General features: G+C 64.4%; 16 protein-coding genes. 1 reads left to right on the forward strand and 15 read right to left on the reverse strand.

Going from position 1 to position 14,016, the window contains the following annotated elements; genetic code table 11:
- Positions 1-32: 32 nt before the first annotated feature.
- Positions 33-782 (forward strand): DsbA family protein, encoded by a 750-nt coding sequence (locus tag AAHB08_RS09195; RefSeq protein ID WP_342058755.1) that lies wholly within the window; start codon positions 33-35, stop codon positions 780-782.
- Positions 783-845: 63 nt separating this feature from the next.
- Here AAHB08_RS09195 and galE read toward each other — a convergent pair whose 3' ends face one another.
- The 15 genes from galE to AAHB08_RS09270 all read right to left on the reverse strand — a co-directional run bounded on the left by galE (position 846) and on the right by AAHB08_RS09270 (position 14,016).
- Complete coding sequence (gene galE, locus AAHB08_RS09200; RefSeq protein ID WP_342058756.1) at positions 846-1,859, reverse strand: UDP-glucose 4-epimerase GalE; 1,014 nt, start codon at positions 1,857-1,859, stop codon at positions 846-848.
- Between the two features lie 84 nt (positions 1,860-1,943).
- Positions 1,944-2,951, reverse strand: coding sequence for a hybrid-cluster NAD(P)-dependent oxidoreductase (locus AAHB08_RS09205; protein WP_342058757.1), 1,008 nt, complete (start codon positions 2,949-2,951; stop codon positions 1,944-1,946).
- An 87-nt stretch (positions 2,952-3,038) separates the two neighbouring features.
- The gene (gene hcp, locus AAHB08_RS09210) at positions 3,039-4,688 is read right to left on the reverse strand and encodes a hydroxylamine reductase (protein WP_342058758.1); all 1,650 of its coding nucleotides are present in this window, start codon (positions 4,686-4,688) and stop codon (positions 3,039-3,041) included.
- A gap of 243 nt (positions 4,689-4,931) precedes the next feature.
- Positions 4,932-5,399, reverse strand: a complete 468-nt coding sequence (locus tag AAHB08_RS09215) for a Dps family protein (protein ID WP_139434208.1) — start codon at positions 5,397-5,399, stop codon at positions 4,932-4,934.
- 130 nt (positions 5,400-5,529) lie between these two features.
- The gene (locus tag AAHB08_RS09220; RefSeq protein WP_342058759.1) at positions 5,530-6,072 is read right to left on the reverse strand and encodes a DUF3833 domain-containing protein; all 543 of its coding nucleotides are present in this window, start codon (positions 6,070-6,072) and stop codon (positions 5,530-5,532) included.
- A gap of 14 nt (positions 6,073-6,086) precedes the next feature.
- Positions 6,087-6,629, reverse strand: coding sequence for a chalcone isomerase family protein (locus AAHB08_RS09225; RefSeq protein ID WP_162519112.1), 543 nt, complete (start codon positions 6,627-6,629; stop codon positions 6,087-6,089).
- A complete protein-coding gene (locus tag AAHB08_RS09230) occupies positions 6,586-6,804 on the reverse strand; it encodes a TIGR02450 family Trp-rich protein (RefSeq protein WP_139434206.1) in 219 nt (72 codons plus the stop codon). Before AAHB08_RS09230 ends, AAHB08_RS09225 begins: the two co-directional genes overlap by 44 nt.
- Entirely contained in the window at positions 6,801-7,280 is a 480-nt protein-coding gene (locus AAHB08_RS09235) for a DUF2878 domain-containing protein (RefSeq protein ID WP_342058760.1), read from the reverse strand. Before AAHB08_RS09235 ends, AAHB08_RS09230 begins: the two co-directional genes overlap by 4 nt.
- A gap of 2 nt (positions 7,281-7,282) precedes the next feature.
- Positions 7,283-8,539, reverse strand: coding sequence for a cyclopropane-fatty-acyl-phospholipid synthase family protein (locus AAHB08_RS09240; protein WP_342058761.1), 1,257 nt, complete (start codon positions 8,537-8,539; stop codon positions 7,283-7,285).
- Positions 8,539-9,273 (reverse strand): DUF1365 domain-containing protein, encoded by a 735-nt coding sequence (locus AAHB08_RS09245; RefSeq protein ID WP_342058832.1) that lies wholly within the window; start codon positions 9,271-9,273, stop codon positions 8,539-8,541. Before AAHB08_RS09245 ends, AAHB08_RS09240 begins: the two co-directional genes overlap by 1 nt.
- Before the next feature lie 17 nt (positions 9,274-9,290).
- Entirely contained in the window at positions 9,291-10,550 is a 1,260-nt protein-coding gene (locus AAHB08_RS09250) for an NAD(P)/FAD-dependent oxidoreductase (protein ID WP_342058762.1), read from the reverse strand.
- A complete protein-coding gene (locus AAHB08_RS09255; RefSeq protein WP_342058763.1) occupies positions 10,547-11,281 on the reverse strand; it encodes an SDR family NAD(P)-dependent oxidoreductase in 735 nt (244 codons plus the stop codon). Before AAHB08_RS09255 ends, AAHB08_RS09250 begins: the two co-directional genes overlap by 4 nt.
- On the reverse strand, positions 11,278-11,706 hold the full coding sequence (locus AAHB08_RS09260; RefSeq protein ID WP_202046980.1) for a nuclear transport factor 2 family protein: 429 nt from the start codon (positions 11,704-11,706) through the stop codon (positions 11,278-11,280). Before AAHB08_RS09260 ends, AAHB08_RS09255 begins: the two co-directional genes overlap by 4 nt.
- Before the next feature lies 1 nt (position 11,707).
- On the reverse strand, positions 11,708-13,132 hold the full coding sequence (phrB, locus tag AAHB08_RS09265; protein WP_342058764.1) for a deoxyribodipyrimidine photo-lyase: 1,425 nt from the start codon (positions 13,130-13,132) through the stop codon (positions 11,708-11,710).
- Complete coding sequence (locus AAHB08_RS09270; RefSeq protein WP_342058765.1) at positions 13,129-14,016, reverse strand: MerR family transcriptional regulator; 888 nt, start codon at positions 14,014-14,016, stop codon at positions 13,129-13,131. The genes phrB and AAHB08_RS09270 overlap by 4 nt, the downstream gene beginning before the upstream one ends.

Genomic DNA, 14,016 nt, shown 5'->3' on the forward strand with positions numbered 1-14,016 from the left:
GACCACTACGGTATTCCCAGCAAGATGGACTTATGAGAATCAAACATGCCCTGTTCGCCGCCCTGACCGGCGCGACCCTGCTTGCGGCGCCTGTGCAGGCGAGCGAGCTGACCAAGAGCGATGTCGAGCAGATAGTACGCGACTATCTGGTCAAGAATCCGGAATTATTGGTCGAGATGTCCAATGCCCTGCGTGCCAAACAGGAGAGCCAGCAGGCCGAGAATGACAAGACGCTGATCGAGGCACATGCCAAGCAACTCTTCGCCAACAAGGATCCCGAGAGTGGCAACCCCAAGGGCAGCCTGACTGTGGTCGAGTTCTTCGACTACAACTGCGGCTACTGCAAGCGGGCCCATCCCCTCGTCCAACAGTTGCTCGATGAAGACAAGGACATCCGCTACATCTACAAGCAGTTCCCCATCCTGAGCGAGACCTCCTACTACGCCGCCCGCGCGGCGTTGGCGGTGCAGCTCGGCCAGCCCGACAAGTTCCAGGCCTTCCACGACAAGCTGTACGCCCATCAAGGGTCGCTGGCCGACGAGGCCCAGGTGCAAGCCATCGCCAAGTCCGCCGGGGTGGACTGGAGCAAGGTCGAGGCCAAGATCAAGGATGGCAGCATAGATCAGAACCTGGGTACCAACCGTGCCCTGGCCGAAGCCATGAGCATCTCGGGGACCCCGGGGTTCATCATCGGCGACCAGATCCTGCGCGGTGCGCCACGGGATCTGGCGAGCCTGAAGGCCATCGTCAAGGACGTGCGCGCCGGCAAGAGCATTCAGTAACCCGCTCTTCTCTCGTAAAAAAACGCCCCGGCATGCCGGGGCGTTTTGCTATCCGAGGTGTTATCAGGCCTGATAGCCGTTCGGGTTGTTGCTTTGCCAGCGCCAGGTGTCGACCATCATCTGCGCCAGACCGCGCTCGGCCTGCCAGCCCAGCTCGTCCCGGGCCAGGGTAGGCTCGGCCCAGCACTCGGCGATGTCGCCGGGGCGACGGGGCTTGATCTGGTAGGGAATGGGGCGGCCGCTGGCAGTTTCGAACGCCTTGACCATCTCCAGCACGGAATAGCCCTGACCTGTGCCGAGGTTATAGGTAAAGACCCCGGTGTCGCGCTCGATGCGGGCCAGCGCCTTGAGGTGGCCGATGGCGAGATCCACCACGTGGATGTAGTCGCGCACGCCAGTGCCGTCCGGCGTCGGGTAGTCGTTGCCGAATACCCCCAGCTCCTTGAGCTTGCCGACGCCGACCTGGCTGATGTAAGGCAGCAGGTTGTTGGGAATGCCGTTGGGATCTTCCCCGATGAGGCCGCTCTCGTGGGCACCGACCGGGTTGAAGTAACGCAGCAGCACTATGGACCAGCGGGGATCGGATTTGGAGAGATCCCGCAGAATCTCTTCGACCATCAGCTTGGAGCGGCCATAGGGGTTGGTGGCGCTGGTGGGGAAATCTTCCCTCAGGGGCACAGAGGCGGGATCGCCATAGACGGTGGCCGAGGAGCTGAACACCAGGCGGAACACGCCGGCCCTGGCCATCTCCTCGCACAGCACCAGGGTGCCGGTCACGTTGTTCTGGTAGTAGGTGAGCGGGATCTGGCTGGACTCCCCCACCGCCTTGAGGCCGGCGAAGTGGATCACAGACTCGATCTTGTGGGCGGCGAACAGCCGTTGCAGGCAGCTCCTGTCCAGAATGTCCCCCTCGACGAAGGTGGCCGGCTTGCCGGTGATCCGCTCGACCCGCCTGAGGGACTCGGGGGAGGAGTTGGAGAGGTTGTCCAGTACCACCACCTGCTGGCCGGCGCCCAGCAGCTCAACCAGTGTATGGGAGCCGATATAGCCGGCGCCGCCCGTGACCAGAATTGTCATTTTTTATCCCGTGCTTTGCTGAAACTGGGTCAGAGTCTACCCGCCCTGCCCGCGCGGGAAAAGCTCGGGATACCTATGACCCCCTCAGTAGTCGAGGCCGACATCCCCCCTGACGGTGCAGGAGCAGGCGAGCGCCACCCCGCTCTCCAGATCCTGCGCACTCAGCGTCATCACGCTCTGGCGCTCTATCTCCCCTTCCGTGGTGCAGCGACAGGCCCCGCATACCCCGGCGCGGCAGGCGGCCATCATGGTCTCTCCCGCCCCCTCCAGCGCCGCCAGCAGGGTCTGGCCCGGCAGTATCTTCACCTTCTTGCCGCTCTTTTTCAGGGTAAGCCAGAAGTGGTCGCTGTCGGCCGCAACTGGCGCCGCACTCGATGCCGCAGAAGGCAGGCCGAAGGACTCCTGATTCAGCTGCGCCGCCGGCAACCCCAGCTCTGCCAGCATGGCGCTCACCACCGCCATGTAGGGGGCGGGTCCGCACAGGTAGACGTGGCGGCTCAAGAGATCCGGCGCCAGTTCCCTCAGCATCTCCGGGCTGAGTCGGCCCACCCAGGGATGAGCCGTCGGCGCCTGTTCCAGTATCAGTGCGTGGCGCAGCCCGGCATGGGCCTCGGCCAGCGCGGCCAGCTCATCTGCGAAGATCACATCCTCTGGCGAGCGGGCGCTGTGAATAAAGCGAATGTCCGCATCGGGTCGCTTGGCCAGCTCGCCGCGCAGCATGGCCCACATGGGGGTGATGCCGGAGCCGGCGCTCAGCAGCAGCGGCCGCTCGCAGGGGAGCACCGCCAGATTGAAGTCGCCGAAGGGGCCGTCAACCCGGATCTGGTCCCCCAGTTGCAAGGTTTGGTGCAGATGATGGGAGACCAGCCCCACGTCCTTGATGGTGACTTGCCAGAAAGGATCCTGCGGGCTGGAAGAGAGGGTATAGGCGCGGCACTGGGGCTTGCCGTCAATCTCGGTGTGCAGGGTCACACACTGGCCGGCCAGCACGGCAGGCAGAGTGCCCTCGGTGGCGACAAACTGCCAACTTGTCACGTCGTGAGTGTCCGCACGACGGCCAATGCAGCGCAGGGTGAGAGAGGTGGAGGTCATCGCAAGGCTCCTCTTGTCTTGAAGCTATCGTCTTGAAAAAAAGGCGAGCCATCAGGCTCGCCAAAGGCTTACAACATGCTGAATGGATCAGGCCGCCAGGATCTCGGCCAAGTCGGCCTCGGCCGTGGTGGTCCCTTTCAGGCCGAACTGCTCCTCCAGCACCTTGAGCAGGGCCGGTGTGAGGAAGGCCGGAGCGGTCGGGCCGGTGCGGATGTCCTTCACCCCGAGCGCCAGCAGGGTGAGCAGGATGACGATGGCCTTTTGCTCGAACCAGGAGAGCACCAGGGTCAGCGGCAGATCGTTGACGCCGCACTCGAATGCTTCGGAGAGCGCCAGGGCGAGCTGGATGGCTGAGTAGGCGTCGTTGCACTGGCCCACGTCCAGCAGGCGCGGAATGCCGCCGATGTCGCCAAAGTCGAGCTTGTTGAACTTGTACTTGCCGCAGCCCAGAGTGAGCAGCAGGCTGTCCTGCGGTATTCCCTTGGCGAACTCGGTGTAGTAGGCGCGCTCGGCACGGTCGCCGTCACAGCCCCCCACCAGGAAGAAGTGGCTGATCTCGCCGGCCTTGACCTTCTCGATCACTGCGGGGGCGGCCTGCATCAGAGCGTTGCGAGCGAAGCCTATGGTGATGAAGTGCTCCAGCTCAACGTGCTTGAACCCTTCCAGCGCCTGGGCCTTGGCCACCACGGCGGAGAAGTCCTCCCCTTCCAGGTGAGTCACCCCGGGCCAGCCGACGATGGAGCGGGTAAAGATGCGATCGCTGTAGTTGCCGACGTTAGGGTCGATGATGCAGTTGGAGGTCATCACCACGGCGCCGGGGAAGTTCGCGAACTCCTTCTGCTGGTTCTGCCAGGCGGAGCCGTAGTTGCCCACCAGGTGCGGATACTGCTTGAAGAAGGGGTAGGCCAGGGCCGGCAGCATCTCGCCGTGGGTATAGACGTTGATGCCGGTGCCTGCGGTCTGCTCCAGGATGAGCTTGAGATCCACCATGTCGTGGCCGGAGACCAGGATGCACTTGCCCGGCACCGGAGTGACGCGCACCTGGGTCGGCTCTGGGTGGCCAAACGCCGTGGTTTCGCCGAGATCCAGCATCTCCATGATGCGGAAGTTGAGCAGGCCTATGTCCATGGCGCACTTGAACAGGGGATCCAGATCGCAGGGATCCGTGCCGAGCCAGCTCATGATGCGGTGGAATTCGGCGGCTACCCCGGCATCCTGTTGATCCAGCACCCGGGCATGCTCCATGTAGGCGGCGGCGCCCTTGAGGCCGTAGAGACAGAGCAGGCGCAGCCCCATGATGTCTTCATTGACCTCGCTCTTGCCGCGATTGACCGCGGTCTGGGGCGCATGGGCCAGCTGTTCCAGCAGCTCGCTACCCGGCTCGAAGCGGGCGGCGGCGGGCAGATCGCTTACCTGTACCGCCAGCGGTGCCAGCTTGGCGGCCAGTTGCTGACGATAGGCCATCGCCTGATTCACATAGCCGACGATGCGCGCCGAGTCGAAGTTGACGTTGGTGAGGGTGGCGAAGAAGGCCTTGGGCACGAAGGCGTCGATCTCGTCGTCGATCATGCCGTGCTCGCGGGCGGCCAGGGCCCAGGCGCTGAGACCCTGCAACGCATAGATCAGCACATCCTGCAGATCCGAGGTTTCCGCCGTCTTGCCGCACATGCCTTGTGCGTAAGCGCAGCCATTGCCTGCGGGGGTACGAATTGTCTGTTCACATTGCACACAAAACATCATGCCTCTCCTAATTGGACATTTCAGTTGTTTGTTTTGTGGCGATTCTATTCCCCTCTAGAAAAACTTAATAGGCATTCAATTTACCAATTAAGTTTTCATTGATGCAGATCAAAAACAAAAAAGCCGCCCAGAGAGGGCGGCAAGCGGGTGGATAACATCAAAGACAATTCAGGATTGCAGCAACAGGGGATGGCGGAACTATCGGGCCGGCGCCACTCGTGGCATCCGGCCCTGACTTCATCAGGCCAGATAGGCCCGCAGCATCCAGACCAGTTTCTCCTGCTGCTGCACATAGTCGGAGAGGATGGAGGCGGTGCCCTCGTCACCGGCCTCGGCGGCCTGCCCCAGGATGCGGCGCTGGGCCACCAGCAACTCGCGGAAGCTCTCCAGCAGGGATTCGACGCAGGCACGGCCGTCGTGCAGCCCCTTCTGCTCGGGGATGGCGGAGACCTTGATGTAGTCGCTGAAGCTGTGCAGGGGCACCCCATCCAGGGTGAGGATGCGCTCGGCCAGGGCATCTACTTTCAACAGCAGATCGTTGTAGATCTCTTCGAATTTCAGGTGCAGCTCGAAGAACTGGTTGCCGCGGATGTTCCAGTGGAAACCACGGACGTTCATGTAGAGGATCTGGTAGCTGGCCAGCAACTTGTTCAGCTCGGCGGCCAGGGCTTGTGATTGAACGGTATCAAGACCAATGGGGCTCTTCATCATTCACCTCCAGGTGGTTAACATTATCGGGAACGGAGTCAGCATATCCCCGCACAGACTCAAAGGACAATTGCTTGTACCTTGCCCATTGATAGCGACTGCCTATCGTCAGCAGGAAAAACACCCGCTCTCATCGCTCAAGCCGCTCGATATAGAGGATCACCTCCCCCAGATGAATGCCGAACTTGCTGATCTCGGCGCGGTTGATCAGGCGATCTTCATCCAGCAGATACATCCAGTCATCGAAGCTCACCCGCACCACATCCCCGTCCGGCAAGGCCAGATCGAGTTGATAGCGCCAGTTCAGGGCAAAGCCTGCCGTCTTGCCCACCGCCTCACCCACCACGTCCGAGGCGGTGCCGCGCCAGTGACCATCCGCCCCCTTGCTCAGAAACCAGGTGCGGGTCTGCTGGCGGCCATCATCGAAATAGAACTGCTCGAACAGCTCCCCCTTGCCCTCTCGCCAGCGCCCCTGCATCTCGACCCGAAAGCGACTGGTCACTTCGCCGCTACGGTCCGTCACCAGGCCATGGGCCACCAGCTTGCCATTGAAGAAACGGGCTAGATCCCAGTTCGGGCCCTGCCCTCTATAGTCATCGAGGCTGGCGCCACAACCAGTCAGCAACAACAGTGACCACAGCAGCAGAAGGCGCCATGTGCGATGGAAGGTCATGAGGAACTCCAGTATCAGGGTTGGCCGCGCAGGCGGCGGGTGAGGGCGGGATCGCGACTGTTGTCGGCGAGCCAGATGGCCAGAAAGGCGGCGGAAAACTGGGGATCGGCAAGGGAACCCAGGGGCTTGTCCTGCCACCAGAAGTGACCGGCTCCCGCACTGTCCACATAGAAGGTGAGTCTGTCCCCTGCCCCGACATCGGGCCAGAGGGCGGCGAGCCGGCCGAGCCAGCGCTCGCGATCCGTCTCGCTGCCAAGGCCAAGCCGCTGCCACTCGGCGGCGGTGGCGCTCAGCAGATCTTCCCGCTCTATGGCTCTGGCATAGGTGAGGGTAAGGGCCTGCGGATAGCGACCCGGCTCGTAGCGTCCGCTCGCGCTGTAGAGGGTGGCGTCATAGAGCTTGAACCAGAGCCAGCTCATCTCCCCCTGCCCGACCGGGCTCAGTTGTTGCCAGGGGGTGGCAGAGGCCTGCACCGCACTGGCAAACAGCAGCGTCAGCGCCGCCAGCAAAGTGCTAGCTCCACCCCATGTGCCAATGGGTGGGATCTTCCAGTTCATGCCAGTCCATCTCCTGTTCCTGCAGGGTATTGATATCCTGCATCACCACGCTCGCCAGTTGACCTCGCGCATCCCGCTGGCAGGCCACCACCAGGTAGAAGCGGTCGGCCAGCTCGTACTGGCTCTCCTTGGTCCATTTGGAAAACAACAAGGCGTCGGTCGAAAAGGTGTTCATCTCGGCTCACCCTCCAGCGTCACCGTTACCCACAGCAGTACGGGTAACCACCCCATCCAGATCACCGCCAGCAGCGCCGTGCTGATCCAGATGCCCCAGGGTAAGTGTACGGCCCCCATGGCAGCCCCCGCCACATAGGAGCTCGCCCCCCCCACCATGCCAAACAGCGCCTGCTGCCAGCGCGGCAAGGGCCTAAGCCAGCGCAGACCGTGGGAGAGGGTCAGGGCAAAACCGCACCAGAGCAGCAACAGCCAGAGCGGGAAACCGGCCGGAAACTGGAACAGACCGAGCCGCCAGAGCAGGATGTCGAGCAGACAGCCTGCCAGGGCCACGGGTATGAGCCGCCAGTCATACCGACGGCGGGGGGAGAAGAGAAAATGGAGCGACAACATCAGCAGCAGCGGGCCAGGTTGCTGCCATTTCACCGCCAGCAACCAGTAGAGGTTGAATCCCAGCAGGTGGGCCCACTGCCACATGGTCAGTGACCGCTTACTGGCAGATCACCGGACCAGCCGAGGGGGCCCGGCTTGGCCGCCTCCAGCTGCACCAGGCTGATGGCCCGCTCCCAGAAGCCCCCCTCGCAATAGGCAAAATAGAAGTGCCACAGCCGGATGAAGTCCTGGCTGTAGCCGAGCCTCGGCAGCTCGGGGGCCAGCGCCAGGAAGCGTTCGCACCAGTGGGCCAGGGTGCGGGCATAGTGGTGGCCGTGATCGTGCAGCCGCACCAGCTGCATGTCAGTCTCCCGGGCGAGCAGCCCCGCCATCTGGGAGACGCTCGGCAGGCAGCCGCCGGGGAAGATGTAGCGCTGGATGAAGTCGACACCGCGCAGATACTGGGCGTGGCGCTGATCGGCTATGGTGATGGCCTGGATCAGCAGGCGGCCGCCTGGTCTGAGCAGGCGCGACAGCTGACGGAAGTAGTCCGGCAGGAAGGCGTGCCCCACCGCCTCTATCATCTCGATGGAGACCAGCTTGTCGAAGCGACCCTCCAGCTTGCGGTAATCCTCCAGCAGCAAGGTGATGCGATCCCCCAGCCCCTCCCGGGCAATCCACTCTTTTGCGTAATCATGCTGGGCCTGGGAGATAGTCGTAGTGGTCACCCGGCAGCCGTAATGGCGGGCGGCATAGACAGCCAGGCCGCCCCAGCCGGTGCCTATCTCCAGCAGGTGATCCTCCGGTCCCAGCTCGAGCCGCTCGCAGATGGTGCGCAGCTTGGCCTGCTGCCCCTGCTCCAGGGTGGCCTCTGCATGGGGGTAGATGGCACTCGAATACTGCATGTGGCTGTCGAGGAAGCCCTGATAGAGGGCGTTGCCGAGATCATAGTGGGCGGCAATATTGGATCTCGACCCGGTCAGGGTGTTGCGACTACGCCAATGACGCACCTTGTTGAAGGGGAAGCTGAGCCAGCCGAGTCGCCGCTCCAGGGTGTCGAGCAGCGTCAGGTTGCGCGCCAGCAGCCGCACCAGGGCCACCGGATCCGGGCTGGTCCAGAGCCCCTCCACCCAGGTTTCACCGGCGGCTATGCTGCCCCCCAGCAGCAGTCGGCGATAGAAGGCGGGATCCTGCACCACCACCTCGGCGTGCAGGTCAGTGCCCGCCACCCCGAAGCTGTGGCGCTCGTTGCCGTCCCGCAGCAGCAGTTGCCCCTGTTCGAGGCGTCCCAGCAGAGTGAGCAGCAGTTGCCTGGCCCCCTTGTCGATGAAAGAGGCAGAGAGGGTTGATTGAGCAAGTTCCATTAGCGGCTCTCCGGATGGCTAAAAATGGGAGTTCGTTTGATAAAAAGACGCAGGGCCTGCCAGTAGATCCCGAGCAGCACCTTGAGGGTCATCCAGGGCCAGCGGGCGAGCAGGGCCGCGAGCCCAGGGCGCGACAGCGGCGCCCGGCGCAGCGCCAGGGTGGCGTCAAACAGCTTGGCCTCGCCGGATCTGGGATGACTCTCGATATGGATCAGCGTCTCCTCTTCGGGCGGGCGGATGCGCCAGTGATAGCGCATGGCCAGCCCCATGAAGGGGGAGACGTGAAAATCCTTGTCGTGGGGCGCCAGGGCCGCCAGATCCAGCAGATAGTAGTGACGCTCGTTCCAGGGGGTGTTCGACACCTCCGCCAGCAGATAGCGCGCCTCCCCCTCCCGATAGCAGAAGTAGAAGTTGACCGGGCTGAAGTAGAATCCCAGGCAGCGCACGTTGCCAAGCAGCAGCACCCTGCCGTCCGGCTCGGCGTCGCCGCCAAGGGCGGTCACCTTGTCCCACACCGCCTGCTTGAGGCTGCCCTCGCCGCCACCCAGATAGTCGCGGCGGCGAAAGGAGAGCAGCCCCGCCCGCTCCACGCCGAACCAGCGTCCCTGGCTGAGCCCCGGCAGCTCGTCCAGATCCAGCCCCAGCATGAAGAGGCCATAAGAGAAGGCGTGGCTACGCGGCGCGAAGCGCCGGTGGCGCACCGAGCCCTGCCAGATGGCGCTGATGGTGTCCATGGTGTCGCCGGCGGCCTTCACAGGCTGGCTCCGAAGCGACTGGCCACGTCCAGGGCGCTGCGCACCCCGTCCTCGTGAAAGCCGTTGTACCAGTAGGCGCCGCAGAAATGGGTGTACTGCCGGCCGCAGATCTCGGCTCGCCGCTGCTGGGCGGCGATGGAGGCCTGATTGAAGACCGGATGGTGATAGACGAAGCGGCGCAGCACCTTGCTCTCGTCCACCCGGCCCTGGGGATTGAGGCTGACGCAGAAGGGGTGCGGTGCGCTTATCCCCTGCAAAATGTTCATGTTGTAGCTCACCAGGGGGCGCGCCTCGTCGTCATCCCCAAGCAGATAGTTCCAGCTGGCCCAGGCCTTTGGCCGGAGCGGCAGGCAGCTCGCATCGGTGTGAAGCCAGACGTCGTTGGCCTGATAGGCCATTGCGCCGAGAATGGCCTGCTCCCCTTCGCTCGCATCCGTCAGCAGGGCCAGGGCCTGATCGCTGTGACAGGCGAGGATCACCTCGTCAAAGTGCTCCTCCCCGTAACCGCTTCGGATCAGCCCCCCCTCGGCCGTGCGCCTTATCCCCTGCACCGGGCAGGCCAGCCGGATCCGCGGCAGCCAGCCTGCGGTGAGCGGCCCTATGTATTCCCGCGAGCCGCCCGGAACGACGTACCACTGGGGACGGTTAGCCACATCCAGCAGGCCGTGGTTGGCAAAGAAACGCAGGAAGAAGCCCAGCGGAAAGGCGCGCATGTCCGCCAGGGTGGAGGACCAGATGGCCGCCCCCATGGGCAGTATGTAGTGGCGGGCGAAGTAGTCGCTGAACTCCCCCAGTTGCAGGAAATCCCCCAGGGTCGGTTCGCTGCCACCGCCGTGGCGCCCAAGCTCCGCCAGCCAGGCGCGGGCCTCCCGGTTGAAGCGCAGTATCTCGGCGACGAAGCGGTAGAAGCGCGGGCTCAGCAGGTTGCTGCGCTGGGCAAACAGGGTATCCAGGTTGTGGCCGTTGTACTCCAGCCCCTGGGGGCTCTTGACCGAGAAGCTCATCTCGGTGGGCTGGCGCGCCACCCCGATCCGCTCCAGCAGTTTCAGGAAATTCGGGTAGGTGCGATCGTTGAAGACGATAAAGCCGGTGTCGATGGCATAGCTGCGACCGGCCAGGCTGACATCCACGGTGGCGGTATGTCCGCCGAGCAGGGGGGCCGCCTCGAACAAGGTGATGTCGTGCCGCTTGTGGAGCAGAAATCCGGCGCTGAGACCCGAGATCCCGGAACCTATGATGGCGATCTTTTTCTTCATGAAGGGGATCCTTTCGAGATGAGGGTGCGCCCCAGCCGCAGCCAGAGCCCCGTCGGCAGTGCACCCAGCAGGCGCAGCAGCCAGATGAAGCGACGGGGGAAGTGGATCTGGTGGCGACCGGCAGCCAGCCCGCCCATGATGGCGCGGGATGCCTCCTCCACCGTCACCAGACAGGGCATGGGAAAATCATTCTTCGCGGTGAGCGGCGTTTGCACGAAGCCCGGGCGGATCAGGGTGACCCCTATCCCCTTGCTGGCGAGATCGAGGCGCAGGGTATGGGCCAGATAATCAAGGGCCGCCTTGGAGGCGCCATAGGCCTCGGCCCTTGGCAGGGGCAGCCAGCTCACCGAGGAGCTGACGATGGCGAGCCGCGACCCGGCCGCCAGCCGCGGCAGGAAGGCGGCCAGGGCGTGGCCGGTGGCGATGAGGTTGGTCTCGATCACCCGGGCAAACAGCGCGCTGTCAAATCCCTCGGCTATATCCATGTACTCGCAGTTGCCTGCGTTGAGGATCACCAGGTCCAGCGTGGGCAGACCGGCGGCGGCCTCTGCCATGGCGACGCTGTCCCGTGCATCGAACTGCAGGGGAGTGATGCCGTGAAGCCCCAGCTCCTGCAGCCGCTCGCCGTCGCGGCCACAGCCCCACACCTGCCAGCCAGCGCGCCGATAATCGAGCGCCAGCTGGCGACCTATGCCGGAGGTGGCCCCGGTGATCAGCACGCGTCCGCTCATGCTCCCAGCCTCCCCTTGATGGCGCGCACCACGGGCCCGAGCAGGGGCAACTGCTCGTAGAGCATGGCGCCGAGATCGAAGTAGTCCCGGTGCAGGCAGATCTTGCCCCAGGCATCGAACTGCAGCCGGGTGGCGCCCTCGACCCGCACGGGCCGACCACCGGCGATCCTGGGGTGGGCGAAGATCATGACCCAGCTGAGCCAGGCTTCATTGCCCTGCTGCTGCTGGCTGGTGATCTCGAAGCGGCACTCCTTGAGCCGGTCGTAGAGGGAGGAAAAATAGCGGGTGAGCGCGGCCAGCCCCTCGATGCGGTGGGCCGGATCGATGAACACCACCTGCTCGGCATAGATCTCCGGCAGGCGGTGCAACTGGTGCTTGTCCAGCTGCAGGTAGAGGACGATGAAATGGGCCAGCGCGTCGTTCATGTTATTGCTTCTCCAGGTCACGGAACATCTCGATGGCCCTCACCCGTGCAACGGCATGATCCACCATGGGCGCCGGGTAGTCCTGCCGCCCCTTGAGCCGCAACCAGTTGTGGGGCTGGTGCACATGGGTGGCAGGCAGATCGGCAAGCTCAGATACCCAGGTACGGATAAACTCCCCTTGTGGATCAAATCGTTGCCCCTGAGTCGTCGGGTTGAACACCCGAAAGTAGGGGGCCGCATCGGCGCCTGTGCCCGCCGCCCACTGCCAGCCGCCATTGTTGGCCGCCAGATCCCCGTCGATGAGCTGGCTCATGAAGTAATCCTCCCCGAGCCGCCAGTGGATATGCAGATCCTTGGTCAGGAAACTCGCCACTATCATCCGCAGCCGGTTGTGCATCCAGCCGGTGGCGTTGAGGCAGCGCATGGCCGCATCGACTATGGGATAACCGGTGCGCCCCTCGCACCAGGCGGCAAACGCATCCGGGTCCCAGCTCCAGGGCAGGGCCGCCGTCTCTGGCTTGAAAGGGCGATTCATCGAGAGGGTCGGGATCAGTACCAGCAGGTGGCGATAGAACTCGCGCCAGATGAGTTCATTGAGCCAGACGAAACCGGGCTGCGCCTTGGACTGGGGCCGGCCGCCGAGTCGCTGCTGCAAGGCCGCCACGCATTGACGGGGGCTGACGATGCCCGCCGCCAGATAGGGGGAGAGGATGGAGGTACCCGCCAGCGCCGGAAAATCCCGGGTCTCGCCGTAGTCCAGCACCCCCTGATCCAGGAAGGCATGCAGCCGCCGCAGGGCCTCGGCCTCCCCCACCGGCCAGCGGGGATCCGGGGTCAGCTCCCCGATCCCCTCATCGACAGAGGCCCGCTCGGCCAGCGGCTGCCAGGGCAGGGGCTCGCCCCGGGGTGCCGGGGCTCTGTGGATGACGAAGCCATCCTCATCCAGCGCCTTGAGCCAGGCGCGGCTGAAGGGGGTGAAGACCTTGAACATCTCCCTCCCGCCGGTCAGCACCCGTCCAGGGGGCAGCACGCAGCAGCCGTTGAGCCAGTGGCAACTCACCTCCTGCTCTGCCAGCGCGGCGGTGACCGCATGGTCCCGGCGCTGTTCGTCAAGCTCGATGGCCTGATTGGCGTAGAGCTGGGTGACGCCGAGCTCGCGGCAGAGGTCAGCCAGCGCCGCAGGCACCTCGGCAAAGGTCTCGACTCGCAGCAGATGGAGCTGGATGCCGAGGGCCGCCAGCTCCCGGCCCAGCTCATCCACCTGGGCCAGGATGAAGCGCTGGCGGATGGGGGCCATCTTGTGCTGACGCCACTGGGTGGGGGAGATGATGAAGAGTGCGGCGACCGGCTCATCGCTGGCGCAGCCATGACGCAGCGCCGGGTTGTCGGAAAGGCGCAAGTCATTGCGAAACCAGATCAGCCTCATGATCTCTTGCTCCCGCGCCAGCTCAAGCCACGGGCGGCAGGCTTGTCCACCATCACCTCGGCCAGGGTCGCCCGCCAGCCGTGAGCGGCCAGCCAGTCAGCATCATAGAGTCGCCCCAGCTCGCCAAAGAGCCGGGTACCGGCAGGCCAGTCGGCGGCCAGCGCCGGCTTGCCAAGGCCGGCCCCCAGCAGCACCCGCCAGGGGGTGAGGGCTCGCCCCTCCAGCAGGGCGACGTGGCGCGGCTCCACCGCCCCCAGCAACTGCACCTCATAGCCCTGACCGATCAGCTCGTAGGCCGCCCAGACCAGATCGAGAGGGCCCACCTGACCCCAGCTCGCCAGGGTGACCGGCAGCCCCCTCTCCTGCTCGATGAGGTGGCGGGCGAAGCGGGTGTGGAGCCAGCCCAGCCACACCTGTTGCAGCAGCTCGCCATCCGGCCGCTCGCGCCACAGGCCCAGCAGCCGCTCCACCAGCGGTTGCAGCACCCGGCTGCGCACCAGCTCGAAGGGGTAGCTCGCCAGCAGGTCGTTAAGCTCGGCCTCCGCCTTGCGCTGGTTGAAGGCGAGCAGCGCAAGGCTGAACTGCTCCAGGGTCTGCTGCCAGTGATCGCTCACCGGCTGGGACTGGGGCTCGCTCAGCAATCCCTTGACCTGGCCTATGCTCACCCCCCGCTCAAGCCAGCTCAGGATCTCGCCAATCTGGCGGATATCCTGCTCGCTGTAGAGGCGGTGCCCCTTGTCGGTGCGGGCGGGCTGCACCAGGCCGTAGCGGCGCTGCCAGGCACGCAGGGTGACGGCATTGACCCCGGTGAGGCGGGAGACCTCGCGGATGGGGTAGATCCCCTCGTCCGGCTTGGCGGCATCATCTTGTGGTACATCAGACAT

The sequence above is a fragment of the Aeromonas sp. OTU364 genome, from assembly GCF_038440395.1.
GTDB lineage: Bacteria > Pseudomonadota > Gammaproteobacteria > Enterobacterales > Aeromonadaceae > Aeromonas.

What these genes read in the sequence shown, in the direction of transcription:
- AAHB08_RS09195 (WP_342058755.1), top strand. Translation starts at nt 33, where the DNA reads ATGAGAATCAAACATGCCCTGTTCGCCGCCCTGACCGGCGCGACCCTG.
- galE (WP_342058756.1), bottom strand. Translation starts at nt 1,859, where the DNA reads ATGACAATTCTGGTCACGGGCGGCGCCGGCTATATCGGCTCCCATACA.
- AAHB08_RS09205 (WP_342058757.1), bottom strand. Translation starts at nt 2,951, where the DNA reads ATGACCTCCACCTCTCTCACCCTGCGCTGCATTGGCCGTCGTGCGGAC.
- hcp (WP_342058758.1), bottom strand. Translation starts at nt 4,688, where the DNA reads ATGTTTTGTGTGCAATGTGAACAGACAATTCGTACCCCCGCAGGCAAT.
- AAHB08_RS09215 (WP_139434208.1), bottom strand. Translation starts at nt 5,399, where the DNA reads ATGAAGAGCCCCATTGGTCTTGATACCGTTCAATCACAAGCCCTGGCC.
- AAHB08_RS09220 (WP_342058759.1), bottom strand. Translation starts at nt 6,072, where the DNA reads ATGACCTTCCATCGCACATGGCGCCTTCTGCTGCTGTGGTCACTGTTG.
- AAHB08_RS09225 (WP_162519112.1), bottom strand. Translation starts at nt 6,629, where the DNA reads ATGAACTGGAAGATCCCACCCATTGGCACATGGGGTGGAGCTAGCACT.
- AAHB08_RS09230 (WP_139434206.1), bottom strand. Translation starts at nt 6,804, where the DNA reads ATGAACACCTTTTCGACCGACGCCTTGTTGTTTTCCAAATGGACCAAG.
- AAHB08_RS09235 (WP_342058760.1), bottom strand. Translation starts at nt 7,280, where the DNA reads ATGTGGCAGTGGGCCCACCTGCTGGGATTCAACCTCTACTGGTTGCTG.
- AAHB08_RS09240 (WP_342058761.1), bottom strand. Translation starts at nt 8,539, where the DNA reads ATGGAACTTGCTCAATCAACCCTCTCTGCCTCTTTCATCGACAAGGGG.
- AAHB08_RS09245 (WP_342058832.1), bottom strand. Translation starts at nt 9,273, where the DNA reads ATGGACACCATCAGCGCCATCTGGCAGGGCTCGGTGCGCCACCGGCGC.
- AAHB08_RS09250 (WP_342058762.1), bottom strand. Translation starts at nt 10,550, where the DNA reads ATGAAGAAAAAGATCGCCATCATAGGTTCCGGGATCTCGGGTCTCAGC.
- AAHB08_RS09255 (WP_342058763.1), bottom strand. Translation starts at nt 11,281, where the DNA reads ATGAGCGGACGCGTGCTGATCACCGGGGCCACCTCCGGCATAGGTCGC.
- AAHB08_RS09260 (WP_202046980.1), bottom strand. Translation starts at nt 11,706, where the DNA reads ATGAACGACGCGCTGGCCCATTTCATCGTCCTCTACCTGCAGCTGGAC.
- phrB (WP_342058764.1), bottom strand. Translation starts at nt 13,132, where the DNA reads ATGAGGCTGATCTGGTTTCGCAATGACTTGCGCCTTTCCGACAACCCG.
- AAHB08_RS09270 (WP_342058765.1), bottom strand. Translation starts at nt 14,016, where the DNA reads ATGTCTGATGTACCACAAGATGATGCCGCCAAGCCGGACGAGGGGATC.